Annotated in this window: 19 protein-coding genes; 16 read left to right on the forward strand and 3 right to left on the reverse strand. The window is 73.1% G+C overall.

Annotation, left to right across the window (positions count from 1 at the left end; translation table 11 throughout):
* Positions 1-4: 4 nt before the first annotated feature.
* On the forward strand, positions 5-1,180 hold the full coding sequence (locus ABWI07_RS36055) for a cysteine desulfurase family protein (protein ID WP_149258089.1): 1,176 nt from the start codon (positions 5-7) through the stop codon (positions 1,178-1,180).
* Between the two features lie 99 nt (positions 1,181-1,279).
* Positions 1,280-2,047, forward strand: a complete 768-nt coding sequence (locus ABWI07_RS36060) for a DUF1206 domain-containing protein (protein ID WP_353821307.1) — start codon at positions 1,280-1,282, stop codon at positions 2,045-2,047.
* Between the two features lie 198 nt (positions 2,048-2,245).
* Here the strand turns inward: ABWI07_RS36060 and ABWI07_RS36065 are convergent, their stop codons facing one another.
* The gene (locus tag ABWI07_RS36065; RefSeq protein ID WP_353821308.1) at positions 2,246-3,331 is read right to left on the reverse strand and encodes a DUF695 domain-containing protein; all 1,086 of its coding nucleotides are present in this window, start codon (positions 3,329-3,331) and stop codon (positions 2,246-2,248) included.
* Between the two features lie 67 nt (positions 3,332-3,398).
* Here ABWI07_RS36065 and mnmA point away from each other — a divergent pair, with 67 nt between their 5' ends.
* The 4 genes from mnmA to ABWI07_RS36085 all read left to right on the forward strand — a co-directional run bounded on the left by mnmA (position 3,399) and on the right by ABWI07_RS36085 (position 10,218).
* Positions 3,399-4,475, forward strand: coding sequence for a tRNA 2-thiouridine(34) synthase MnmA (mnmA, locus tag ABWI07_RS36070; protein WP_149257903.1), 1,077 nt, complete (start codon positions 3,399-3,401; stop codon positions 4,473-4,475).
* Between the two features lie 148 nt (positions 4,476-4,623).
* Positions 4,624-5,625 carry a methionine synthase gene (locus ABWI07_RS36075; protein WP_149257902.1) on the forward strand — a complete coding sequence of 334 codons (1,002 nt, stop codon included), beginning with the start codon at positions 4,624-4,626 and terminating at the stop codon, positions 5,623-5,625.
* A gap of 51 nt (positions 5,626-5,676) precedes the next feature.
* Positions 5,677-7,845 (forward strand): NAD-dependent DNA ligase LigA, encoded by a 2,169-nt coding sequence (gene ligA / locus ABWI07_RS36080; protein ID WP_353821309.1) that lies wholly within the window; start codon positions 5,677-5,679, stop codon positions 7,843-7,845.
* Between the two features lie 258 nt (positions 7,846-8,103).
* The gene (locus ABWI07_RS36085; RefSeq protein ID WP_149257900.1) at positions 8,104-10,218 is read left to right on the forward strand and encodes a putative bifunctional diguanylate cyclase/phosphodiesterase; all 2,115 of its coding nucleotides are present in this window, start codon (positions 8,104-8,106) and stop codon (positions 10,216-10,218) included.
* Positions 10,219-10,369: 151 nt separating this feature from the next.
* Here the strand turns inward: ABWI07_RS36085 and ABWI07_RS36090 are convergent, their stop codons facing one another.
* Positions 10,370-10,618, reverse strand: a complete 249-nt coding sequence (locus tag ABWI07_RS36090; RefSeq protein ID WP_353821310.1) for a DUF6458 family protein — start codon at positions 10,616-10,618, stop codon at positions 10,370-10,372.
* Between the two features lie 198 nt (positions 10,619-10,816).
* On the opposite strand from ABWI07_RS36090, the gene gatC reads away from it, so the two are divergent.
* From gatC to gatB, 3 genes are all read left to right on the forward strand, one after another.
* The gene (gene gatC, locus ABWI07_RS36095; protein ID WP_149257898.1) at positions 10,817-11,116 is read left to right on the forward strand and encodes an Asp-tRNA(Asn)/Glu-tRNA(Gln) amidotransferase subunit GatC; all 300 of its coding nucleotides are present in this window, start codon (positions 10,817-10,819) and stop codon (positions 11,114-11,116) included.
* Between the two features lie 97 nt (positions 11,117-11,213).
* Positions 11,214-12,713 carry an Asp-tRNA(Asn)/Glu-tRNA(Gln) amidotransferase subunit GatA gene (gene gatA, locus ABWI07_RS36100; RefSeq protein WP_149257897.1) on the forward strand — a complete coding sequence of 500 codons (1,500 nt, stop codon included), beginning with the start codon at positions 11,214-11,216 and terminating at the stop codon, positions 12,711-12,713.
* 14 nt (positions 12,714-12,727) lie between these two features.
* Positions 12,728-14,212, forward strand: coding sequence for an Asp-tRNA(Asn)/Glu-tRNA(Gln) amidotransferase subunit GatB (gatB, locus tag ABWI07_RS36105; protein WP_353821331.1), 1,485 nt, complete (start codon positions 12,728-12,730; stop codon positions 14,210-14,212).
* Between the two features lie 24 nt (positions 14,213-14,236).
* On the opposite strand, the gene ABWI07_RS36110 is transcribed toward gatB, so the two are convergent.
* Positions 14,237-15,343, reverse strand: a complete 1,107-nt coding sequence (locus ABWI07_RS36110) for a PQQ-dependent sugar dehydrogenase (RefSeq protein ID WP_353821311.1) — start codon at positions 15,341-15,343, stop codon at positions 14,237-14,239.
* A 464-nt stretch (positions 15,344-15,807) separates the two neighbouring features.
* On the opposite strand from ABWI07_RS36110, the gene ABWI07_RS36115 reads away from it, so the two are divergent.
* The 7 genes from ABWI07_RS36115 to ABWI07_RS36145 all read left to right on the forward strand — a co-directional run bounded on the left by ABWI07_RS36115 (position 15,808) and on the right by ABWI07_RS36145 (position 25,727).
* Positions 15,808-18,639: a putative bifunctional diguanylate cyclase/phosphodiesterase gene (locus tag ABWI07_RS36115; protein ID WP_353821312.1), complete on the forward strand. Its 2,832-nt coding sequence runs from the start codon at positions 15,808-15,810 to the stop codon at positions 18,637-18,639.
* 135 nt (positions 18,640-18,774) lie between these two features.
* Complete coding sequence (locus ABWI07_RS36120) at positions 18,775-20,646, forward strand: acetolactate synthase large subunit (RefSeq protein ID WP_268843212.1); 1,872 nt, start codon at positions 18,775-18,777, stop codon at positions 20,644-20,646.
* 5 nt (positions 20,647-20,651) lie between these two features.
* Positions 20,652-21,176, forward strand: coding sequence for an acetolactate synthase small subunit (gene ilvN / locus ABWI07_RS36125; protein WP_141577682.1), 525 nt, complete (start codon positions 20,652-20,654; stop codon positions 21,174-21,176).
* 69 nt (positions 21,177-21,245) lie between these two features.
* The gene (ilvC, locus tag ABWI07_RS36130) at positions 21,246-22,229 is read left to right on the forward strand and encodes a ketol-acid reductoisomerase (RefSeq protein ID WP_149257893.1); all 984 of its coding nucleotides are present in this window, start codon (positions 21,246-21,248) and stop codon (positions 22,227-22,229) included.
* Between the two features lie 203 nt (positions 22,230-22,432).
* Positions 22,433-23,047: a PadR family transcriptional regulator gene (locus ABWI07_RS36135; RefSeq protein ID WP_149257892.1), complete on the forward strand. Its 615-nt coding sequence runs from the start codon at positions 22,433-22,435 to the stop codon at positions 23,045-23,047.
* Positions 23,044-23,760, forward strand: coding sequence for an ABC transporter ATP-binding protein (locus ABWI07_RS36140; RefSeq protein ID WP_149257891.1), 717 nt, complete (start codon positions 23,044-23,046; stop codon positions 23,758-23,760). Before ABWI07_RS36135 ends, ABWI07_RS36140 begins: the two co-directional genes overlap by 4 nt.
* Entirely contained in the window at positions 23,757-25,727 is a 1,971-nt protein-coding gene (locus tag ABWI07_RS36145; RefSeq protein WP_353821313.1) for an FtsX-like permease family protein, read from the forward strand. Before ABWI07_RS36140 ends, ABWI07_RS36145 begins: the two co-directional genes overlap by 4 nt.
* Positions 25,728-25,743 lie beyond the last annotated feature (16 nt).

The following is a 25,743-nucleotide window of genomic DNA, read 5'->3' on the forward strand; positions in this document are numbered from 1 at the left end:
CGTGGTGACCTACCTCGACCATGCGGCGACCACCCCGATGCTGCCCGAGGCCATCGAGGCGATGACGGCGGAGCTGCGCGAGCTCGGCAACCCCTCCTCGCTGCACGCCGTGGGCCGGCGGGCCAGGCGCGTCGTCGAGGAGTCCCGCGAGGTCATCGCCGAGGCGTTCGGCGCCCGGCCGAGCGAGGTCGTGTTCACCTCCGGAGGCACCGAGGCCGACAACCTCGCCGTCAAGGGCGTCTACTGGGCGCGCCGCGCCGCCGACCCGTCCCGCACCCGCGTGCTCGTCGGCGCCGTCGAGCACCACGCCGTCCTGGACTCGGTCCAGTGGCTCGCCGACCACGAGGACGCCCGCGTCGACGTCGTCCCGGTGGACGGTCTGGGCCGCGTCACCCCCGAAGCGCTGCGCGAGGTGCTCGGCTCCGGCGACGACGTGGCGCTCGCCACCGTGATGTGGGCCAACAACGAGGTCGGCACCGTCCAGCCCGTCGCCGACCTGGCCGCCGCCGCGGGCGAGCGCGGCGTGCCGCTGCACACCGACGCCGTCCAGGCCGCGGGGCAGCTGCCCGTCGGCTTCGCGGCGAGCGGCGCGCAGGCGCTGACCATCACCGGCCACAAGCTCGGCGGCCCGATCGGCGTCGGCGCCCTGCTGCTGGCCAAGCCGAAGCCGCCGGTGTTCCTCGACCCGGTGCCGCTGCTGCACGGCGGCGGCCAGGAGCGCGACGTCCGCTCCGGGACGCTCGACACCCCCGCCATCGCCGGGTTCGCCGCCGCCGTCCAGGTCGCGGTCGCCCGCCGCGAGGCCGAGGCGCGCCGCCTCGCCGGGCTGCGCGACGAGCTGATCGCCGCCGTGCGCGCCGCCGTCCCCGAGGCGGTCCTGAACGGCGACCCCGACGACCGCCTCCCCGGCAACGCCCACTTCTCCTTCCCCGGCTGCGAGGGCGACGCCCTGCTCATGCTGCTGGACGCGCGCGGCATCGCCTGCTCCACCGGCTCGGCGTGCTCGGCGGGCGTCTCGCGGCCCAGCCACGTCCTCGTCGCCATGGACGCGGGCGCCGAGCGCGCCCGCGGCTCGCTGCGCTTCTCCCTCGGCCACACCAGCACCGAGGCCGACGTGAAGGCCCTCGCCGACGCCATCGGCCCGGTCGTCGAGCGCGCCAGGCGCGCCGGGCTCAGCTGACGCTTGTTTGACCTCCCCTTGAACGGGGACAGCGTGGCCGTGACGACGGACGTGAGCCACGGACTCAGGCAGGCTGCGGGACACCCCTGGTTCCACCACATGTCGCGGGTGGGACTGGTCGCGCGCGGCCTCCTCTACCTCCTCATCGGCTGGATGGCCCTCCAAGTCGCCTTCGGCGGCGGCGGGAAGGAGGCCGACCGCAAGGGCGCGCTGGAGGCCATCGCCGACAAACCGGGCGGCCTGGTCCTCATCGGGCTGATGGCGGCCGGTTTCGCCGCGCTCGTCCTCTGGCAGGTGGCGGAGGCCCTCTTCGGCCGTCCCGTCCCGGACGGCGACAAGGCGACCAAGCGCCTGGGCTCGGCCGGACGCGCGGTCGTCTACGCGTCCGCGTTCGCGGCGACCCTCGCGTTCCTGTTCGGCCACCACGGCTCGTCGAGCGACCAGCAGTCCAAGACCTACACCGCGCGCCTCATGGAGGCGCCCGGCGGCCGCTGGCTGGTCCTCGCGGTCGCGGCGGGCTTCATCGCCTGGGGCGTCTTCATGGTCGCGCACGCCCTCCGCCGGAAGTTCATGAAGGACCTGAAAGGCTGGGAGATGGGCGACACCGCCCGGCGCATCGTGAAGCCCCTCGCGATCGTCGGCAACGTCGCCCGCGGCCTCGTCGGCGGCGCCGTCGGCGCCTTCCTCGCCTACTCGGCCCTGACCTTCCAGCCCGACAAGGCCCAGGGCCTGGACGGCACCCTCCGCGAGTTCGCCTCCACCCCCGCCGGCCCCTGGGGCCTGGCGGCCATAGCCCTAGGCGTCCTCACATTCGGCCTCTACAGCTTCTGCGAAGCCCGCTACCGCAAGGTAGACGCAAGCAACTAGCCCGACCCGCAGGCTTGAACCCTGACCCCGGTCACGGGCAGGCGCGTGGAGCGAGCGCAGCGAGCGGAACGCGCCTGCCCGTCGAGCCGGGCGACCGCAGCGACACGACGAAAACCTGCACGGGCACGGAAACCGGCACCGTGGCGTGAGGATCGCCCGGCTCGTAACGGGGGTTCCAGGGGGTCGCCCCCCTGGGAATTACGGCTGGTAGGGGGCTAGGGCCTTCCAGCCTGGGTCGTTGGTGGAGGCTACCTTCGCTTTGCCTTCCGGCCAGCCGGCGGCGAGCTGGTCGAGTTCGGAGATGACGCCGGAGTCGGGGTCGGCGTACAGGTGGAAGACGCGCAGGCCGTCGCCGGTCTCCTGGACGGCGAGGACGGCGCGGTCGCCGAGCTTGGCGAGCTTCTTCTCGAACGCGCGCAGGGCGCCCGACGACGGCTCGACGGGGAGCCGGTCGGGGTTGCTGTTGGCGTACGGGACGGTGATCGCCACGTGCAGGTCGCAGAGCGGGTAGTCCTGCCGGTGCAGCGGGAACCGGGCGCCGAGGCGGGCGGGGTGGCCGCGCGGGGTGCGGCCCTCGCCGGTCAGCCAGGCGGGCTCGGAGAACGGCTCGGAGATCTGCTCGACCACCGCGGACAGCATGGACGGCGGCAGCGCGTCGATCGGCGCCTCGGTCGCGATCGAGACCTCGCCGATCCAGCGGGCCACGTCGTCCTCGCCGAGAGCCCAGTGCAGCACGTTCAGCGCGACCTGGAGCTGCTGCTCCTCGGAGACGAACAGGAAGTCGGGGTGGTAGGCCGTGATGTGCACGCGGGCGCGGTCGGCGTCGGCGCGCATGCCGAGCCGGACGTACTCCAGGTCGAACTCGTGGTCGCCGAGGATGAGGTCCTGGCCGAGCATCTCCGGATCGGCCTGGCGGGACGGGTGGAAGCTCCAGCCGGCGGCCGCGGAGCCGGTCGGCGCGGAGCGCACCCACCGCTCGGTCAGCCCGCGCAGCTCGGGGTCGCCGCCGCCGGTCACGGTGAGCGAGGGGTTCCGGTCGTCGGCGCCGCCGATCTCCCACTGGAGCCGGGGGTGGATCTTGTGGACGCGGCGGGACAGCTCCTCCACCGCCTCGGCCGACAGGCCCTCGCCGGGCACGCCCGGTTCGGCCTCCTCGGACCGCTCGGGTGCGGCGGCCAGCGAGGCCTCGATCGTCGGGCGGGCCTGCGCCCACCACTCCCAGAACTCGCTGATGGCGGGCGGTGCGGCGGCGGACGCCTCGCGCGGGCGGCGGAAGATTCCCATAGCGGCCCCAATCGTACGCGGAAATGACGTCGGGAGACCGGGCCACGCCGCGTACGCTCGAAGGACTATGGCTCTTCGCGTACTAGCCGCCATGTCGGGCGGCGTCGACTCCGCCGTGGCCGCCGCCCGCGCCGCCGAGGCCGGGCACGACGTGACCGGCGTCCACATGGCCCTCTCCAGCAACCCGCAGTCCTACCGGACGGGGGCGCGCGGATGCTGCACCCTGGAGGACTCCCGGGACGCCCGCCGCGCCGCCGACGTGATCGGCATCCCGTTCTACGTGTGGGACCTCGCCGAGCGCTTCCACAAGGACGTGGTGGAGGACTTCGTCAGCGAGTACGCGGCGGGACGCACCCCGAACCCGTGCCTGCGCTGCAACGAGAAGATCAAGTTCGCGGCGCTGCTGGACCGCGCGATGGCGCTCGGGTTCGACGCCGTCTGCACCGGCCACTACGCGCGGCTGGACGGCGGCGTCCTGCGCCGCGGCGTCGACGAGGCCAAGGACCAGTCCTACGTGCTGGCCGTCTGCACGCCCGAGCAGCTCGCGCACGCGCTGTTCCCGCTCGGCGACACCTCCAAGGCCGACATCCGCCGGGAGGCCGAGCGGCGCGGCCTCCAGGTCGCCGACAAGCCCGACAGCCACGACATCTGCTTCATCGCCGACGGCGACACGCGCGGCTTCCTGGCCGAGCGGCTGGGGACGGCGCCCGGCCCGATCGTCGACACCGACGGCAACGAGGTCGGCGAGCACGACGGCGCCTACGCCTACACGATCGGCCAGCGCAGGGGCCTGCGGATCGGCACCCCGGCGCCGGACGGGCGGCCCCGCTATGTCCTGGACATCTCGCCGGTCACGAACACGGTGACGGTGGGGCCGCGCGAGTCGCTGGACGTCCACGAGATCACCGGTGAGCGCCCGGTGTGGCTAGCCGACGCCCGGGAGGGCCGGTTCGACTGCCAGGTCCAGCTCCGCGCGCACGGCGAGGTCTACGACTGCACGGCCGAGCAGGCCGGCGACGAGCTGCGCGTCCGGCTGGCCGCCCCCGCACGGGGCGTGGCGACCGGCCAGGCCGCCGTCCTGTACGACGGCGACCGCGTCCTCGCGTCGGCGACGATCGCCGACACCGCCCGCGTCCCCGCCTGACCGGGCTCCGGCGACACGACCCCGGAGCGGACGCATGCGGTTCGCGCCGATGTTCTCGCGGCCTTGAGCCGTCCGCGGCGCACCTGGGATCGCGGCGCGGCGGTGGTCGCGGCGCTTGGCCGATCGCAGCGCGGATAGGGTTTCCAGGGTGACGAGCTATCCGTGGCAGGCCGGGACGGCGACCGGCGTCGGGTCCTATCCGGGGGACGATCCCGCCGAGGCGCTGCGGGTCGTCCTCGGCGAGCTGCCCGAGCTGCCGCACCTGCCCGAGCTGCCCGCGCGCGGGCCAGGCGCCGACCTCGCGGGGCGGACCGCCGGGCTGCTGGTCGACATGCCCGTGCACCTGGAGCCGTCCGGCTGGCGGTTCTCCGACCGCCCGGGACGCGACACGCTGCGCTCCCGCGACCACCTCGCCCGCGACCTGGACGTCCTGGAGGAGGTCGCGGGCGGCCACGACGGCCCGTTCAAGATCCAGGTGTGCGGTCCGTGGACGCTGGCCGCGTCGATCGAGCTGCGGCACGGCGACCGGGCGCTGAAGGACCCGGGCGCCGTCCGCGACCTGGTCGCCTCGCTGGCCGAGGGCGTGGCCGCGCACGTCGCGGACGTCCGGCGGCGGCTGCCCGCCGCGCAGGTCGTCCTCCAGCTGGACGAGCCCGGCCTGCCCGCCGCGCTCGCCGGGACGGTCCCGACCGCCAGCGGGTTCTCGCGGCTCCGGGCGATCGAGGAGCCGGTGGCCGAGGAGGCCCTGCGCACGGTGATCGAAGCGGCGGACGCCTACCCCGTCGTGCACTGCTGCGCCCGGAACGTCCCGTACGGGCTGCTGCGCGGCGCCGGGGCGAAGGCGCTCTCGGTCGACCTGCGGCTGGTGCCGAAGCGCGACGACGACGCGGTGGGAGAGGCGATCGACGCGGGGATCGGGCTGCTCCTCGGCGCGGTGCCCGCGACCGACGCGGCGCTGCCGTCCCTGAAGGAGACCGCCGAGCCGGTGCGGGACCTGTGGCGGCGGCTCGGGTTCCCGGCCGAGCGGCTGGCGGAGCAGGTCGTGGTCACTCCGGCGTGCGGGATGGCCGGCGCGTCGCCGCGCTACGTCCGCACGGCCCTCAAGCGCTGCCGCGACACGGCCCGGATGCTGTACGAAGCCGCCCTCTAGGAGGGCGCGCCGAGGGCTCATATTGTCGGTCCCGTTGGCGAGAATGGGGGCATGACCATGAGCGACGGCGTTCCGACCGAGGCGCGGCAGCGCCACAAGGAGCTGAGCGAGCGGCTCGACGAGGCCAACTACCGGTACTACGTCCTCGACCAGCCGACGCTCTCCGACGCTGACTACGACCGGATGATGCGGGAGATCCGCGAGCTGGAGGAGCGGCATCCCGAGCTGGTCACGCCCGACTCGCCGACGCAGAAGGTCGGCGCGCCCATCGTCACCGACTTCGCGACCGTCCAGCACCTGGAGCGGATGCAGAGCCTCGACAACGCGATGAGCGCCGACGAGCTGCTCGCCTGGGACGAGCGCGTCGTCAAGGAGGTCGGCGAGGTCGCCGGCTACCTGTGCGAGCTGAAGATCGACGGCCTGGCGATCGCGCTGACCTACGAGAAGGGGCGGCTCACGCGCGGGGTCACCCGCGGCGACGGGCGCACGGGCGAGGACGTCACCAACAACGTCCGCACCATCGCCGACATCCCGTCCCGGCTCGCGGGCGACGGCTGGCCGGACGTGCTGGAGGTCCGCGGCGAGGTCTTCCTGCCGGTCGAGGGGTTCGAGCAGGTCAACGCGGCCCAGCTGGAGGCGGGCAAGGAGCCCTTCGCCAACCCGCGCAACGCGGCGGCGGGCTCGCTGCGGCAGAAGGACCCGCGGGTCACCGCGCACCGGCCGCTCGGCATGCTCGTCCACGGGTTCGGCGCGTGGCGGGGCGGGAAGCAGCCCGACAGCCAGTCCGGCGCCTACGAGCTGATGCGCGGGTGGGGCCTGCCGGTCAGCGACCGCTACAAGGTCGTCGGCGGGCTCGACGCCGTCCGCGAGTACATCGCGGAGTACGGCGACGACCGGCACGGCACCGCGTACGAGATCGACGGCGTCGTGGTCAAGGTCGACCAGTTCGCGCTGCAGCGGCGGCTCGGGTCGACGAGCCGCGCGCCGCGCTGGGCGATCGCGTGGAAGTACCCGCCGGAGGAGGTCAACACCAAGCTCCTCGACATCAAGGTCGGCGTGGGCCGGACGGGGCGCGTCACCCCGTACGGGGTGATGGAGCCGATCAAGGTGGCGGGGTCCACGGTCGAGCGGGCGACGCTGCACAACGCGAGCGAGGTCAAGCGCAAGGGCGTCCTGATCGGCGACACGGTCGTGCTGCGGAAGGCGGGCGACGTCATCCCCGAGATCGTCGCGCCGGTGACGGGGCTGCGCGACGGCTCCGAGCGCGAGTTCACGATGCCCGAGACCTGCCCCGAGTGCGGGACGGAGCTGGCGTACGAGAAGGAGGGCGACGTCGACATCCGCTGCCCGAACGCCAGGAGCTGCCCCGGCCAGCTGCGCGAGCGCCTGTTCTACCTGGCGAGCCGCAAGGTGCTCGACATCGAGGCGCTCGGCTACGTCGCGGCTACCGCGCTCACCCAGCCGCTGGAGCCGAGCGACCCCCCGGTGAAGAACGAGGGCGACCTGTTCCACCTCACGGTCGACCGGCTGCTCCCGATCAGAAGCCTCGTCCTCGACCAGCGGACCGGGACGGTGAAGACCGACCCGAAGACCGGCGAGCCGAAGGTGGTGTCGTTCTTCGCCAACAAGGAGGGCGAGCCGAAGAAGACGGTCGAGATCCTCTTCGAGGAGCTGGAGAAGGCCAAGCGGCAGCCGCTGTGGCGGGTGCTGGTGGCGCTGTCGATCCGGCACGTGGGGCCGTCCGCCGCCCAGGACCTCGCGCGCGAGATGCGCTCGATGGACGCGATCGCCGGCGCGACGGAGGAGGAGCTCGCGGCGGTCGACGGCGTCGGGCCGACCATCGCCGCGTCGATCAAGAGGTGGTTCGAGGAGGACTGGCACCGCGAGATCGTCGACAAGTGGCGGGCCGCCGGGGTCCGGATGCAGGACGAGGGCGCCGAGGGCCCGCGCCCGCTGGAGGGCGTCACGGTGGTCATCACCGGGTCGCTGGAGGGGTTCAGCCGCGACTCGGCGACCGAGGCGGTGCAGCGGCTCGGCGGGAAGGTGTCCGGGTCGGTGTCGAAGAAGACGGGCTTCGTGGTCGTCGGCGACAGTCCCGGGTCGAAATACGACAAGGCGGTCAAGTTGGGCGTACCGGTCCTGGAGGAGGAGGGATTCCGGGTCCTGCTGTCCGATGGGCCAGATGCGGCCAAAAACGTAACTATGCGCGCCGAGGCCTAACACGGCGTGGTTACGGGGGTTTCGACCAGGGTTGCGTTACTCAGGGGTACACTTCCACTACCCAGCGACGAGGGACGGGTGCGGAAAGGAAATAACGGAACGTACCCAACCGGTTTCGCGAAGTTGAGCAAAGGCCGTACCCTCCCTCACATCACGACCCACACCTGAAATCTCCGGACGTAACACCCGGGGGGCGTCCCCCGAGGTCGGGGACGCCCGGTGCCGGGGGACGGCCCCCCGAAGCCCCCCGAGGATGTGATGAAGGACCCGAACAACACGCGGAACACGGCGCCACGCCGTGGCTCCCCGTTGTGGATCTACTTCGTCGTCGTCATCCTGCTCGGCCTCGCCGCCGGCGTCACCGCGTTCTCCGGGCTGAGCCGCGCCGACCTGGACGCGCTCGCCGGCAACCCGGTCTTCTGGATCCTCGGCTGCTTCATCATCTTCGGCGAGCTGCGCCCGATCATCACGCCCGGCTCCACCGAGAACAACGGCGCCACCACCTCGACCACGTTCTCGTTCGCCGCGCTGCTGTACGCGGGGCTGCCCATCGCCGCCGCCCTCCAGGCCGTCGCCGTGGTCACCTGCGGGATCTTCCGCGCCCGCTCCCCGCACCGCATCGCCTTCAACGTCGCCCAGTACACCCTCAGCCTCGCCGCCGCCCAGTTCGTCCTCGCGCTGTCCGGCGACGTCGCCACCCCGTCTCAGCTGTGGGTTCCGCACGGCTCCGACCTGCCGGCCATCGCGCTCGCCGGCGCCGTCTACTTCGCCTGCAACGACACCCTCGTCGGCGCCGCCGTCGCGCTGCACTCCCGCGTGTCGCTCCTCAAGGCGCTCCGCTGGGACCTCGCCTACCAGGTGCTCGTCCACCTGGCGCTGCTCGGCCTCGCCCCGCTGATGGTCATCGCGATGGACCGGTCCGCCGTCTTCGTGCCGCTCATCGTCCTGCCGTTCATCGCCGTCTACCTGAACGCCTCCGTCTCGGTCCGGCGCGAGCACCAGGCGCTGCACGACGGGCTGACCGGACTGCCCAACCGCAAGCTGCTGATCGTCCGCACCGAGGAGGCGCTCGCCGAGGCGCGCGGCGCGGAACGGCGGCGGCCGCGCGCGGCGGGCCTCGGGTCCCGGCGGCGCAAGGCGGCCGAGCCGCCCGACCAGCGCGCCGGGCTGTTCCTCCTCGACCTCGACCGGTTCAAGGAGGTCAACGACACCCTCGGGCACCCCACCGGCGACCGGCTGCTGCAGATCGTCGCGCACCGGCTCACCCACAGCGTCCGCCCCGGCGACCTCGTCGCGCGGCTCGGCGGCGACGAGTTCGCGGTGCTGCTGCCCACCGTGCGGGACGAGGCCGCCGCCCGCGAGGTCGCCGCCCGGCTGCGCGCCGCGCTCTCCGAACCCGTCCGGCTGGACGGCATGTCGTTCGACCTGGAGGCCAGCGTCGGCATCGCGCTGTTCCCCGACCACGCGCCCGACTTCGAGCTGCTGCTGCAACGCGCCGACGTGGCCATGTACAACGCCAAGGAGGCCCGGACCGGCGTCGAGACCTACTCGCCCGGCAAGGACCGCAACTCCCCGGCTCGGCTCAGCATGCTCGGCGACCTGCGCCGCGCCCTCGACCGCTCCGAACTGGAGCTGTTCTACCAGCCGAAGATCTCGCTGCGGGACGGCCACCTCGTCGGCATGGAGGCGCTGCTGCGCTGGCGCCACCCCGACAAGGGCCTCCTGGAGCCGGAGGCGTTCCTGTCGGTCGCCGAGCAGACCTACCTGATGCGCTCGATCACCCACTACGTGGTGGAGGCCGCGCTCGCCCAGGCGGCCGCGTGGTGGCGGGCCGACATGCCCGTCCAGGTCGCGGTGAACGCCTCGGGGCGCGACCTGCTCGACACCGGCCTCACCGAGGTCATCGAGGAGGGCCTGCTCGCCCGCGGCCTGCCCGCGGCCGCGCTCCAGCTGGAGATCACCGAGCGCATCCTGATGAACGAGCCCGCCTACGCCTCCGACACCGTGGGCGCCCTCGCCGAGCTCGGCATCCCGCTCAGCCTGGACGACTTCGGCACCGGCTACTCCTCGCTCGTCCGGCTCAAGCGGCTGCCGGTCGAGGAGATCAAGATCGACTCCTCGTTCGTGCGGCGGTTGGCCGACTCGCCCGACGACGCCGTCATCGTCCGCTCGATCGTCGACCTCGTCCGCACCCTCGGCCTGCGCTCGGTGGCCGAGGGCGTCGAGGACCCCGCGATCGCCGAGCGGCTCCGCGAGATGGGCTGCGACGCCGCGCAGGGCTGGCACTTCTGCCGCCCCATGGACGCCGCCGCCGCGACCGACTGGCTGTACTCGGTCGCGGTCCCGTCGGTGAAGGCCCCCGGAGGCGCCTGACCCGGCATGCTGCGGAGGTGTCTTCGCGCGGCGGAGCGCCGCCTTCGCGCAGGCGCCCTGGGGCAGGGCGTCGTCCTGCTGGAAGACGGCGCTTCCTCCGCTGCCGGTCGCGGGGTCTCGCGGCGGTGCCCGCGTTCAGTGCCGCCCGCGGTCAGTAGCGGCGGCGGGCCTCGTAGTCGTCCTCGTAGTACTCCTCGCGCACGGCGGCCGGCGGGGGACGGCGGGTGACCGCGCGCCTGGCGGACATGATCCGCACGATGCCGACGACCAGGCCGATCAGGCCGCCGATCATCAGGATCACGCCGACCAGCCGGATGTCGATGCCGCTGATGTCGTAGTTGACTGCGTATGCCAGGATCGCGCCGATGATGATCAGGGCGATGCTGCCGCCGATGGTCACGGCGGTCTCCTCTCCTCGTCCCGGGGGTGGACGGAAGTAGCGTTCCCTCCCTGCGGGAATGAAACGGGCGACCTGCTCGGCCCCGCCCCGGCCCGCGCCGGCCTCTCGCGGGCGCGCCCCCGTAAACAAGTCGGGCCGCGGGGGCGCGGCCCCATAGGATGGCGGTGAACCCACTTCATCGCACGAACGGTTTCTCGAATGTCCGCCATCACCCGCGACGAGGTGTCGCATCTCGCCCGGCTGTCCCGGCTGGCGCTCGGCGACGATGAGCTCGACCATCTCGCCGCCCAGCTCGACCAGATCATCTCCGCGGTCGCGCGGGTGCAGGAGGTCGCCGCGGAGGACATCCCGCCCACCTCCCACGCGCTCCCGCTGACCAACGTCTACCGGACCGACGAGGTGCGGCCGTGCCTCCGGCCCGAGCAGGCCCTCGCCGGCGCCCCGGCCGCCGAGGAGCAGCGCTTCCGCGTACCGCGGATCCTGGACGAGGAGGCCTGACCGGTGCCCGTAACGGAGCGCAGCGGAGTGGAGGGCGCCGGTCAGGCGGCACGGCCGGGGGGTCTGGGGGGTCGTCCCCCCAGAAAGGACATGACCCGTGAGTGAGCTGGTGAGGAAGACGGCGGCGGAGCTCGGGGAGCTGATCGCCGCCGGGGAGACGTCGGCCGTCGAGGTGGCCGAGGCGCACCTCGACCGCATCGCGGCGGTGGACGGCGCGATCAACGCGTTCCTGCACGTCGACCGCGACACGACGCTGGCGCAGGCCCGCAGGGTGGACGAGCGGCGCGCCGCGGGGGAGGAGCTCGGCCCGCTGGCCGGCGTCCCCATCGCGCACAAGGACGTGTTCACCACCCAGGACATGCCCACCACCGCCGGGTCCAAGATCCTTGAGGGCTGGCGGCCGCCGTACGACGCGACCGTGACGGCGCGCCTGCGGCAGGCCGGGCTGGTGATCCTCGGCAAGACGAACATGGACGAGTTCGCGATGGGCTCGTCCACGGAGAACAGCGCCTACTTCACGTCCCGCAACCCGTGGGACCTGGAGCGGATCCCCGGCGGGTCGTCCGGCGGGTCGTCCGCGGCGGTCGCCGCGTACGAGGCGCCGCTGTCCACCGGCACCGACACCGGCGGCTCCATCCGGCAGCCCGCCGCGGTCACCGGCATCGTGGGCATGAAGCCGACCTACGGCGGCTCGTCCCGCTACGGCGTCATCGCGTTCGCGTCCTCGCTCGACACGCCCGGGCCGTTCGCCCGCAACGTCCTCGACGCGGCCCTGCTGCACGAGGCGTTCAGCGGCCACGACCCGATGGACTCCACCTCCGTGGACGAGGCCGTCCCGCCGGTCGTGGAGGCCGCGCGCCGCGGCGACGTCAACGGGCTGCGCGTCGGGGTCGTGAAGGAGTTCGCGGGCGACGGCTACCAGCCGGGCGTCTCCGCGCGCTTCGCCGAGGCGGTCGAGCTGCTGGAGTCCCTCGGCGCGAAGGTCGTCGAGGTCTCCTGCCCGCACTTCACGTACGCGCTGCCCGCCTACTACCTGATCGCGCCGTCGGAGTGCTCGTCCAACCTGGCCCGCTTCGACGCGATGCGGTACGGCCTGCGCGTCGGCGACGACGGCACCCGCAGCGCCGAGGAGGTCATGGCGCTGACCCGCGCCGAGGGCTTCGGGCCCGAGGTCAAGCGGCGCATCATGCTCGGCACCTACGCGCTGTCGTCGGGCTACTACGACGCCTACTACGGCAAGGCGCAGCAGGTCCGCACGCTGATCAAGCGCGACTTCGAGGCCGCGTTCGAGCAGGTGGACGTGCTGGTCTCGCCGACCACGCCGACCACCGCGTTCCCGATCGGCGAGCGCGCCGACGACCCGATCGCCATGTACCTGGCCGACCTGTGCACGATCCCGGCCAACCTCACCGGCAACGCCGCGATCTCGGTGCCGTGCGGCCTCGCGGACGGCCTGCCCGTCGGCCTGCAGATCATGGCCCCCGTGCTCGGCGACGACCGCGTCTACCGCGTCGGCGCCGCCGTCGAGCGGGCCCTCGAAGACCGCTGGGGCGGCCCGCTGCTGGCCAAGGCCCCGGAACTGGTGGAGGCGAAGTGACCACTCCGGCCCTGATGGACTACGACGAGGCGCTGGCGAAGTTCGAGCCGGTGCTCGGCATCGAGACGCACATCGAGCTCGGCACCGCGTCCAAGATGTTCTGCGGGTGCCCGACGGCGTTCGGCGCGGAGCCGAACACGCAGGTGTGCCCGGTGTGCCTGGGTCTGCCGGGATCGCTGCCCGTCACCAACCACGCCGCGATCGAGGGCATCATCAAGATCGGCCTCGCGCTGAACTGCGACATCGTGGAGTGGTGCAGGTTCGCCCGGAAGAACTACTTCTATCCGGACATGCCGAAGAACTTCCAGATCTCGCAGTACGACGAGCCGCTCTGCGTGGAGGGCCACCTCGACGTCGAGGTCGAGGGCGAGACCTACCGGATCGGGATCGAGCGCGTCCACATGGAGGAGGACACCGGCAAGTCGCTGCACGTCGGCGGCTCGACCGGGCGGATCCACGGCGCCGAGTACTCCCTGGTCGACTACAACCGGGCCGGCATCCCGCTGGTGGAGATCGTCACCAAGCCGATCCCCGCGACCGGCGACCGGGCGCCGCTGGTGGCGCGGGCCTACGCGACGGAGCTGCGCGAGCTGGTCCGGTCGCTCGGCGTCTCGGACGTGCGCATGGAGCAGGGCTCGATGCGCTGCGACGTGAACGTCTCGCTCATGCCGCGCGGCGCGCAGGAGTGGGGCACGCGGACCGAGACCAAGAACGTCAACTCGCTGCGCTCGGTGGAGCGGGCCGTCCGGTCGGAGATCGAGCGGCAGGCGGCCGTGCTGGACGCCGGCGGCAAGATCGTTCAGGAGACCCGGCACTTCCACGAGGACACCGGCCGCACCACGAGCGGGCGCAGCAAGGAGGAGGCGCAGGACTACCGCTACTTCCCCGAGCCCGACCTGGTGCCCATGGCGCCGTCCCGGGAGTGGGTGGAGGAGCTGCGGACCTCGCTGCCGGAGCTTCCGGCCGCGCGCCGCCGCCGCATCCAGCGGGAGTGGAACCTCTCCGACCTGGAGCTGCGGGACGTCGTGAACGCCGGCGCCGTCGACCTCATCGAGGCGACGGTCGCGCAGGGCGCCGACGCCCCGGCGGCCCGCAAGTGGTGGATGAACGAGCTGTCGCGGCGCGCCACCGAGCAGGGCGTCGAGCTGGCCGACCTGCCGATCACGCCCGAGCAGGTCGCCCGCGTGCAGGCGATGATCACCGCGGGGGAGCTGAACGACAAGCTGGCCCGCAAGGTGTTCGAGGGCGTCCTCGTGGGCGAGGGCGGCCCGGACGAGGTCGTCGCCGCGCGGGGCCTGAAGGTCGTCAGCGACGAGGGCGAGCTGGCCTCGGTCGTCGACCAGGTGATCGCCGACAACGCGGACGTGGCCGACAAGATCCGCGCCGGGAAGGTCGCCGCCGCCGGCGCCCTCGTCGGCGCCGTGATGAAGGCCACCCGCGGCCAGGCCGACGCCGGCCGGGCCCGCGAGCTCATCCTGGAGAAGCTCGGCGCCGCCTGATCCGTCCGGCGCGGCCGGGGCGGCTCAGCGGAGCGGGACGTCGAGGATGCGGTCGTCGCCCGGTCTGGGGTCGCCCCGGCCGTCGGTGTTGCTTGTCGTCACCCACAGGGAGCCGTCCGGTGCCCTGACGACCGCGCGCAGCCGTCCGTAGCGGCCCTGGAACCGGGCGATGGGCCGCTCCGCCTTGCCGTCGCTGAGCGGGATCTGCCACAGGCGCTCGCCGCGCAGCGCGGCGGCCCACAGGGAACCGCCGGCATAGGCGAGGCCGGACGGCGACGCCTCGTCGGTCGTCCAGGTCAGGAGCGGGTCGGTGAAGCCCTTGCGGTGGCCGACGCCCTCCACCACGGGCCAGCCGTAGTTGCGGCCCTTCTGGATCAGGTTGATCTCGTCGAAGCGGTTCTGGCCGAACTCGGTGGCGTACATGCGGCCCGCGCCGTCCCAGGCCAGGCCCTGGACGTTGCGGTGCCCGTACGTCCAGACGCGGGTGCCGAAGGGGTTGCCGGACGCGGGCGCGCCCTCGGGGGTGACGCGGAGGATCTTCCCGGCGAGGGAGTTCTTGTCCTGCGCCTTGCCGCCCTGGCCGGTCTCACCGGTGCTGATGTAGAGCATCTTGTCGGGCCCGAACGCCAGGCGCCCGCCGTTGTGGATGGAACCCTTGGGGATGCCGGTGACGATCGGCTTCAGATCGCTGAGACGGCCGTCATAGGTGGCGCGGACGACACGGTTGTCGGACGCCGCCGTGTAGTACAGGTAGACGAATCGGTCGGTGCCGAAAGACGGGGACACCGCGACGCCGAGGAGGCCGCCCTCACCTTGCGCGTCGACGCCGGGCACCGTGCCGACGGTCGTCCTGCGGCCGGACGGCGTGACGCGCAGGAGCCGGCCGGTGTCCCGTTCCGTCACCAGCGCGTCGCCCCCGGGCAGGAACGCCACGGCCCACGGCACCTTCAGGCCGTCGGCGACGGTCCGGGGCGGGCCCGGTGCGCCGCTCCGCGTCCCGGACGGGGCGGTGGACGCCGGCGGCGGCGTCCGGCCCTCCCCGCCACGGGACGGCGAGGACGAGCAGGCCGCCAGGAGCGCGGCGGCCGGGACCAGGACGGCCGGGACGAGGATGGTCGTGTGCTGTCGCATGAGCGCCTCCCGTAGGTGGTACGGATGCCGGGTGCCCGCCGTTCCCCGCCACCCGGATCCCCGTCACACGTCTCCCCGTCACGGAGTTCCGTCATGCCGATCTTCGTCACGCAGCGTCACCCGGGGAAGGAGGCGATCCGGCGCCGATCGGCTTTCGGATGTCCCAAACGGATCCGCGACGAGGTCGTTCGTCGCGGGAAGGTCGCCCAGCCTCAATCGCTCCGTGACCTACCGAACGTACAGTGAGCGACACGGTGATCCCGTAGTGCAGCAACGTCGCTGATCTCCGGTGGGCGAGGCCCCGGTGCGCTCGCGACCGGTCCGCGCCGATCCGGCGCGGGGCACGATCCGTGACCTTCGGGCCGTTATCCAGGCGGTGGGGGTCGTGGACTCGAATCTCCCCTGGCGCGGACGGTCTCCGCCGGGGCCGATCAGCCCATCGGGGCAGGAAGGGACACGGCGCGATGAGCGGCGACTACGCCAGGCGGGTGTCGCCGCGTGCGCTGCCCGTCGCCCTGGCGGCGATCCTCGGTGTGCTGTACGCCACCGGCTCGCTGCTCGGCTGGGGCGGCCGCGCCTTCATCGCGTGGACCGAGGCCGGCGCCGCGGGCGCCGCCGCGATCTCCCTGCTGCTGTCGTCCCGGCGCCCGGACGGCCCTTCGGCCGACCCCGCCGGCGCCCCCGGCGGCATCTGGCGCGCGTCCTGGCGGTGGTACGGCATCGCCGCCGCCTCCTGGTTCGCCGGCGCGGTCGGCGGCGCGCTGTCCTACGGCTCCGGCCGCAGCGCCCTGTCGCTGTCGGTCCCCGACCTGTTCTACCTGTTCGCGCTGGTCGCGCTCGTCACCGGCCTGGTCGCGCCGATCAGGCTGCCGCGCGACGCGGGGACGTGGCTGCGCTACGCAGCCGACACCTACGTCTGCGCCTGCGCGCTGTTCGTGCTCGGCTGGGTGGCGCTGTTCGGGAGCCTGTACCACCGGACGGGGGAGTCGCCGCCGGAGTTCCTGCTGGAGCTGCTGTACCCGCTGATCGACATCGTGTTCGTCTGCGGCGCGCTGCCGTTCGTCCTCGGCGCGGCGCGCGGGCACCGCCGCCTCGCCTGGATGGGGTACGGCGCGCTGTCGGCCATCGCGGTCGCCGACATCGTGACCACGTTCGTCCGGCTGGACGGGGGCGGGTCCGCCGACGACCCCTCCGACATCCTGCGCCTCGCCGGGCTGCTGCTCCTGCTGCTGGTGCCGTGGACGGGCCCGGCCGCCGAGCCGGCGCTGCCCGTCGACGACATCCCCGAGGACGTCGCGGCCCCCGCCGAGGAGTGCGGCCGCATGATCGGGCCGGGCCTCGCGCCCGCCGCGGTCGCCGCCGCGGCCGCGCTGTTCATCGCGGGCCACTCGATCGCCGGCAACGACGGCCTGGAGCCGGCGATCTCGATCGCCGCGGGCTCGGCCGCGCTGGTGCTGCTCGCGCGGCTGGCCGCGCTGATCCGGGAGAACGAGGCGCTGCGCCGGGCCGTGGACACCGGCGAGGAGCACTTCCGGGCCCTGTCGGAGAGCATCAACGACGCGGTGCTCATCTGCGATCTGGACGCCACCGTCCAGTACGCCAGCGCGGGCGCCCTGCGGACCTACCGCTACACGCCGGACGAGCTGCTCGGCCGCCCGCTGAACGAGATCATCCATCCGGAGGACCTCCCGCGCGTCCAGCAGGTGTTCACCGAGTTCCTGGAGGAGCCGTCCGGCGACGTAGGGCCGCAGGACGCCCTGCGGGTGCCGTGCCGGCTGCGCGCGGCGGACGGGACGTGGCTGCCGACCGAGTCGACGATCTCCCGGTACAGCGGTTCGGACGGGGCGCCGGCCCGGCTGCTGGTCACCACCCGGGACCTGAGCGAGCAGGCGGCCCTGCAGCGGCAGGTCGCCCACCTGACGTTCCACGACGGGCTGACGGGCCTGCCGAACCGCTCCTACTTCGAGGAGCGCACGCGGGAGGTCCTGTCGCGGCAGACGTCCGGCGGCAAGGCGGCGGTCGTGTTCGTGGACATCGACGGCTTCACCGCCGTGAACGACTCCGACGGGCACGCGGCGGGCGACCAGGTCCTCGCGCAGGCGGCCCGGCGGCTGCGCGCGAACGTCCAGGCCGACGACACGGTGGCGCGGTGGGGCGGCGACGAGTTCGCGGTCCTGGTCCAGCTCCCGCCCGACGACCGTGAGACGCACGCCACAGTCGAGCTCGCCGGTCGGCTCCTGCGCGTGCTTTCGGTCGACCCTTACAAGGTCGGCAGCAAGCACATCGTGCTGACGGCGAGTGTCGGCATCGCGTTCGCCGGGGACGAGGAGCAGTCGAGCGGCGGCGGATCGGACGCGGGACGCCGGCTCCGCCGCAGCGCCGCCGACCTGATCCGCAACGGCGACCTCGCGATGGCCCGCGCGAAGGAGCTCGGCGGCGGGCGCGTCGAGGTGTACGCGCCGCACATGCACGCCGACGTCGTCCGGCGGCTGGAGCTCGGCAGCGACCTGCAGGCGGCGCTCGCCGAGGAGCAGTTCTCGGTCGAGTTCCAGCCGGTCGTCGACCTGAGCACGTCCCGGGTGACCGGCGTGGAGGCGCTGCTGCGCTGGCGCAGGGGGAACGAGGCGGTGCCGCCGGAGGAGTTCATCGGCCTGGCCGAGGAGTCCGGCCTGATGATCCCGCTCGGCGACTGGATGCTGCGGGAGGCGTGCCGGGAGGTCGCCCGCTGGCGCGGCGACTCGTGGGACGTGAGCCTGTCGGTGAACTTCACCGCCCGGCAGATCGCCGCGCCCCGGTTCGTGGAGTCGGTCGCGGCGGCGCTGGCGGAGACGGGGCTGCCGCCGCAGGCCCTCACGCTGGAGGTGCGCGAGGAGGTCCTCGTCGAGGACGCCGACCAGAACGTCGAGCGTCTGTCCCAGCTGCGCGACCTCGGCGTCCGGCTCGCGATCGACGACTTCGGCACCGGGTACGCGTCGCTGGCCTACCTCGGGCAGCTCCCCGTCGACATCATCAAGATCGACCCGTCGTTCGTGGCGGGGCTCGGCTCGGACGAGACGCTGACGCTGCTCACCCGGACGATCGTGCGGCTCGGCAGCGACCTCGGGCTGACCGTGGTGGCGGAGGGCATCGAGCGGCCCGAGCAGCTGGAGCTGCTGCGGGAGATGGGGTGCCCGCGCGGCCAGGGCTTCCTCGTGGCGCGCCCGATGGCGGCGCGGCGGATGGAGTCGCTGGTGCGGACGAACCTCACCGGCCAGAACCGTGCGGGCGGCGACGTCCCGCTCCCGCTTCCGGGCTGACGGCGGCGGTGACGCGCACCACTCCGGACGCCCGATCGTCTCGACATATGAGACAAAGCGTCCAAGGATTTGACCGCTGGCCGGACATCGGCGAAAGTGAACACGTGCAGAGCACCTCCATCATCCTCGTAGTACTTGGTCGGCGCGCAGGCTGACCAAGCTTTCCGTCCTGCGCGCCTCCCCTCGACCGCTTCACGGCGGCGGGGGTTTTTTGTTGCCCGGCGAGCCAACACTCACTCCCCAAGGAACCGCAGAATCATGACGACCGAACAGATGACGGGAGCCCAGGCGCTGGTCCGCGCCCTGGAGAACGTCGGCGTCGACACCGTGTTCGGCATCCCGGGCGGCGCGATCCTCCCGGCCTACGACCCGCTGTTCGACTCCAGGAAGCTGCGCCACATCCTCGTCCGGCACGAGCAGGGCGCAGGCCACGCCGCCCAGGGCTACGCGATGGTTACCGGCAAGGTGGGCGTCTGCATGGCCACGAGCGGGCCGGGCGCGACCAACCTCGTCACGGCGATCTCCGACGCCTACATGGACTCGGTGCCGATGGTGGCGATCACGGGGCAGGTCGCCTCCTCGCTCATCGGCACGGACGGCTTCCAGGAGGCCGACATCGTCGGCATCACGATGCCGATCACCAAGCACAACTTCCTGGTGACCAGGGCCGAGGACATCGCCCGCACCATCGCCGAGGCGTTCCACATCGCGGGCACCGGGCGGCCCGGGCCCGTCCTGGTCGACATCTCCAAGGACGCCCTGCAGGCCACGGTCGGGTTCGAGTGGCCGGTCCCGCTGCAGCTCCCCGGGTACCGGCCCGTCACCCGGCCGCACTCCAAGCAGGTCCGCGAGGCGGCACGGCTGATCGTCCAGGCGAAGCGCCCGGTGCTGTACGTCGGCGGCGGGGTGCTGAAGGCGGGCGCGTCCGCCGAGCTGAAGGTGCTCGCCGAGCTGACCGGCGCCCCGGTCGTCACCACGCTGATGGCCAAGGGCGCGCTGCCCGACAGCCACCCGCTGCACATGGGCATGCCGGGCATGCACGGCGCGGTCGGCGCGGTCGGCGCGCTGCAGCGCTCCGACCTGATGGTCGCGCTCGGCGCCCGCTTCGACGACCGCGTCACCGGGAAGCTGGACGGGTTCGCGCCGCACGCCAAGGTCGTCCATGCCGACATCGACCCGGCCGAGATCTCCAAGAACCGGCACGCCGACGTCCCGATCGTCGGGGACGCCCGCGAGGTGATCGCCGACCTGATCGTCGCCGTGCAGAACGAGCACGAGGCGGGCCGCAAGGGCGACTACACCGACTGGTGGCGCCAGCTCGACGCCTGGCGCGAGACGTACCCGCTGGGCTACGACGCGCCCACCGACGGCTCGCTGTCCCCGCAGTACGTCATCGAGCGGATCGGGCGGATCGCCGGGCCGGACGCGTACTACGTCGCCGGCGTCGGCCAGCACCAGATGTGGGCCGCGCAGTTCATCAAGTACGAGCGGCCCGGCGCGTTCCTGAACTCCGGGGGCGCCGGGACGATGGGGTACTCCGTCCCGGCCGCGATGGGCGCCAAGGTCGGCGCGCCCGACTCGACGGTCTGGGCGATCGACGGCGACGGCTGCTTCCAGATGACCAACCAGGAGCTCGCGACCTGCGCGATCGAGGGCATCCCGGTCAAGGTCGCCGTGATCAACAACGGCAACCTCGGGATGGTCCGGCAGTGGCAGACGCTCTTCTACAACGAGCGCTACTCCAACACCAATCTTCACTCGGCCAAGCGGATCCCCGACTTCGTGAAGCTCGCCGAGGCGTACGGTTGCGTCGGCCTGCGCTGCGAGAAGGCCGAGGACGTGGACGAGGTCATCGCCAAGGCCATGGAGATCAACGACGCCCCCGTCGTGATCGACTTCGTCGTGCACCAGGACGCCATGGTCTGGCCGATGGTCGCGGCCGGCACCGCCAACGACGACATCAAGATCGCCCGGGACATGGCGCCCGACTGGGAGAACGGAGACTGACCCCGATGAGCCTGCACACCCTCTCGGTGCTGGTGGAGAACAAGCCCGGCATCCTGGCTCGGGTCGCGGCGCTGTTCTCCCGGCGCGGCTTCAACATCGAGTCCCTCGCGGTGGGCACCACCGAGCATCCGGAGATCTCCCGGATGACGATCGTGGTGAACGTCGCCGACCTGCCGCTGGAGCAGGTCACCAAGCAGCTCAACAAGCTGGTCAACGTGCTGAAGATCGTCGAGCTGGACCCCTCGGCGTCCGTCCAGCGCGAGCTCATCCTGGTCAAGGTGCGCGCCGACGCCGAGACCCGCTCGCAGGTCCTCGAGACCGTGTCGCTGTTCCGCGCCAAGGTGGTGGACGTCGCGCCCGACGCCGTCACGATCGAGGCGACCGGCAACCGCGACAAGCTGGACGCGTTCATCAGGATCCTGGAGCCGTTCGGCATCAAGGAGCTGGTGCAGTCGGGCATGGTGGCCGTCGGCCGCGGCGCCCGGTCCATCACCGACCGCTCGCTGCGCGCCATCGAGCGCAGCGCCTGACCCGCGACCCGGGCCGTCCGCGCGGGCGGCACAACCACACCAACGAAAGGCAACAGCACTGTGGCTGAGATGTTCTACGACGACGCCGCCGACCTGAGCGTGATCCAGGGCCGGCACGTGGCGATCATCGGCTACGGCAGCCAGGGGCACGCGCACGCGCTCTCGCTGCGCGACTCCGGCGTCGACGTGCGGGTCGGGCTCCGCGAGGGGTCGGCCAGCCGGGAGAAGGCGGAGGCCGAGGGCCTGCGCGTGGTCACCCCGGCGGAGGCCGCCGAGGAGGCCGACCTGATCATGCTGCTGGCCCCGGACCACCACCACCGGGAGATCTTCGAGAAGGACATCAAGCCCGCCCTCGTCGAGGGCGACGCGCTGTTCTTCGGCCACGGCTTCAGCATCCGGTACGACCTCGTCCAGCCGCCGGAGGGCGTGGACGTGGCCATGGTCGCGCCGAAGGGCCCGGGGCACCTCGTGCGCCGCCAGTTCGTCGCCGGGCGCGGCGTGCCGGTGATCGTCGCCGTGGAGAAGGACCCGTCCGGCAACGCCTGGCCGCTGGCGCTGTCCTACGCCAAGGCCATCGGCGGCCTGCGCGCGGGCGGCATCAAGACGACCTTCACCGAGGAGACCGAGACCGACCTGTTCGGCGAGCAGTCGGTGCTGTGCGGCGGCGTCTCCGAGCTGATCAAGACCGGGTTCGAGGTGCTGACCGAGGCCGGCTACCAGCCGGAGGTCGCCTACTTCGAGGTCCTGCACGAGATGAAGCTGATCGTCGACCTGATGTACGAGGGCGGCATCTCGAAGATGTACTGGTCGGTGTCCGACAACGCCGAGTACGGCGGCTACAGCCGCGGCCCGCGCGTCATCACGCCGGAGACCAAGGCCGCGATGAAGAAGATCCTCGGCGAGATCCAGTCCGGCGAGTACGCCAAGGAGCTGGTGGACGAGTTCGAGGGCGGCCAGAAGCAGTTCACGCAGTACCGCGAGGAGCTGGCCCAGCACCCGATCGAGAAGACGGGCGCCGAGCTGCGCCCGATGATGAGCTGGCTCAACGACTGAGCCGTTCCGTGAAGGCGCGGGGAGCCGGTGGCCCCCGCGCCTTCGCATGTCCGGGGACGGCGCCGCCCTAGCCCTCCCCGAGGTGTGTCCCGCTCGGACGCAGGGGCGTTTCGGACGCGATGCGCCTCCTCTCATCTGCGACTTCCTTCTGGATGCATACTCGGTATTGCCATGACCATACTCCGTATGCATACTTGGTAGGTATGTCGATCCGTCATGGCCTGCTGGCACTTCTGTCCCAGGGGCCCCGCTACGGCTACCAGCTGCGCGCCGAGTTCGAGTCGTCCACCGGCGCCACCTGGCCGCTCAACATCGGCCAGGTCTACTCCACGCTGTCGCGCCTCGAACGCGACGAGCTCGTCACGCGCGTCGGCGCCGACGACGAGGGCCGGTTCGTCTACCGGATCACCCCGGCGGGCGAGGAGGACGTGCGGCGGTGGTTCGCCACCCCGATCGCCCGCACCGACCGGCCCCGCGACGAACTGGCGATCAAGCTGGCGATGGCCGTCACCACACCGGGCGTCGACGTGGCGCACGTCGTCCAGACCCAGCGCACCGCCACGCTGCGCGCCCTCCAGGACCTCACCCGCCTCAAGGCCGACGCCCCCGCCGTCCCGGCGGACCAGGGCGACCGCGCCTGGCGGCTGGTCCTGGAATCCATGATCTTCCAGGCGGAGGCCGAGGTGCGCTGGCTGGACCACTGCGAGGCCTTCGTCGCCCGCGCCGAGCCCGCCGCCCGGCCCGCCCCGCCGGCCGCCGCCGACCCGTCCGCCCCCGCCGAGGCGCCCGCTCCGTCCGATCGGAAGGCGCGCCGATGAGCCTGCTGGAGATGCGCGAGGTCTCCCGCGACCACGGCGCCGGGCCGTCCCTCGTCCACGCGCTGCGCGGGGTGACGCTGGACGTCGCGGCGGGCGAGTTCGTCGCCGTGATGGGCCCGTCCGGCTCCGGCAAGTCGACCCTGCTGGCGCTCGCCGGCGGGCTCGACAGCCCGACCTCGGGACGGATCCTGATGGACGGCGCCGACCTCGGCGGCCTCGGCCGGGCCGGGCGGGCGGCGCTGCGCCGCCGCGGCGTCGGCTACGTCTTCCAGGACCTCAACCTCATCCCGAGCCTCACCGCGGCCGAGAACGTCATGCTGCCGCGCGAGCTGGACGGCGTCCGCGCCCGCACGGCCCGCCGCGAGGCGCGGGAGGCGCTCGATGAGGTCGGCGTCGCCGAGCTGGCCGACCGGTTCCCCGACGAGATGTCCGGCGGCCAGCAGCAGCGCGTCGCGATCGCCCGCGCGCTGGTCGGCGAGCGGCGCCTGGTCCTCACCGACGAGCCCACGGGAGCGCTCGACAGCCACACCGGCGAGGACGTCCTGCGCGTCCTGCGGGGCCGCTGCGACGCCGGCGCCTCCTGCCTCATGGTCACGCACGAGTCCCGGCACGCCGCCTGGGCCGACCGGGTCGTGTTCCTGCGCGACGGCCGGATCGTGGACGCCACGCCCCGTACGCCCGGCCCCGAGAGCCTCCTCCAGGAGAAACTGTGAACCGCTACGCCTTCGCGCTGCGCATGGCCCGCCAGGACGCGCTGCGCTCCAAGGGCCGCACGGCGCTCGTACTGTCCATGATCGGCCTGCCGATCGGCGCCGTCGTCGCGCTGGCCGTGCTGTACCGGACCGCCGACGCGAGGTTCGAGGGGGAGCCCGGCAGCGCGAGCGGCGCCGAGTCGGCCGTCCTGGCGATGATCTTCGCGATGGTCGTGCTGGAGGTCGTCCTGCTCGCCGGGCCGGCGCTCCTGATGGACGTCCGGCGGCGCCGCCGCGACCTCGCGCTCGTCGCCGCGTCGGGAGGCGCCGGCCGGCATCTGCGCGCCGTCGTCCTGACCAGCGGCCTGTTCCTCGGCGGGATCGCCGCGGTGGGCGGGGCCGGGCTCGGCCTCGCCGCGGCCGCCGTCGTGCGGGCCGCGTCCGACGGCGACGACTACGGCCCGCTCACCGTGCCGTGGACCGTGGTCTTGGCGACCATGCTGGTCGGCGCGGGCAGCGGGGTGCTCGCCGCGCTGGTGCCCGCGCGGCAGGCCGGCCGGATGGACGTGGTCGCCGCCCTCGCCGGACGCCGCGAACCGCCGGGACCGGCGCGGCGCGGCCTGCCGATCGCGGGGGGCGTCCTCGTCCTCGCGGGCGTGGCGGCGACCCTGGAGGGCATCCGGGTGCTGCGCGAGTTCGGAGCCGCGCTCGGCGCCGCGGCGATCATCATCGGCCTCGTGCTCGCCTGCCCGTGGATCGTCGGGGCCACCGGGCGGCTCGCGCCCCGGCTCCCGCTGCCGCTGCGCCTCGCCGTCCGGGACGGCGCCCGCAACCGGGCCCGCACCGCGCCGGCGGTCGCCGCGATCATGGCGGCCGTGGCGGCGGTCACCGCGCTGGCCATCGGAAGCGCCAGCGACTACCGGCAGCGGCAGGTGGAGTACCAGGCGCAGCTGCCGCACGGTTCGGCGCTGATCCGGCTGCCGCAGGGCAGGGGGCAGGAGGCCGCCGAGACCGCCGTCCGGCGCGTTGTCCCGGGCTTGCCCGTCGTCCCGATGCGCACCCTCCCGGGGTCGACCGGGTACTGCCTGGCAGAGGGCGACTGCCGCAGCCTGTCCTTCGCGGCCGAGCGGACGGGGAGGGGCTCCAACGAGATCCTGCAGATCGTGGTCGGCGGCTCTCGGGAGGCGCGGATGCTGCTCGGCCGCGACGACCCCGCCGTGGCGTCGGCGCTGGACGCCGGGAAGATCGCCCTGTTCGGGGTGCGCCCGCTCGCCGGGGAGTCCACCACCGCCAAGGTGACCTACTGGAAGGACGACCAGGAGCACACGACCGCGACGATCAAGGATCTGCCCGCCGTGGCCGCCCAGGGCGACCCCCGCGTGCGGGCCATCGTCCCCCCGAAGATCGCGGAACGGCTCGTCGCGAAGACCGGCGTCCCCGCCCAGACCGAGGCGCTGGGCGTGGACCGCGCCGACCACCGGGTCACCAAGGCCGAGGAGGCGCGGCTGAAAAGGGCGATGGCGGCCAACACCCAGGACGGGAGCGCCGTCTACGTGGAGCGGGGCTTCACCGAGTCGTTCGGCAACGTCACGCTGCTGCTGGGCGCGGTCGCGGCCGTCCTGGCGCTCGGCGCCACGCTGATCGCCACCGGGCTCGCCGCCGCCGACGCCCGCCCCGACCTCGCGACCCTGCGCGCCGTCGGCGCCCGGCCCCGCACCGGCCGGCTGCTGACGATGGGCCGGGGCGCCTACATCGCCGTGCTCGGCTGCTGGCTCGGCATCGCCGGCGGCCTCGTCCCCGGCCTCGCGGTGACGCGCCCGCTCACCGACAGCCTGGACGAGGCCGGCGCGCCCCCGCACGGGACGATCACCGACGTCCCGTGGCTGCTCCTGCTGGCGATCGGGATCGGCGTCCCGCTCGTCGCGGCGTGCGCCGCCGCGGTGGTGACCGGGGGTCGCCCCACGCCGACCCGGCGCGAAGCGGCGTAGAGGACACCCGTAGGGC

This window comes from Actinomadura sp. NPDC000600, assembly GCF_040492135.1.
GTDB lineage: Bacteria > Actinomycetota > Actinomycetes > Streptosporangiales > Streptosporangiaceae > Spirillospora.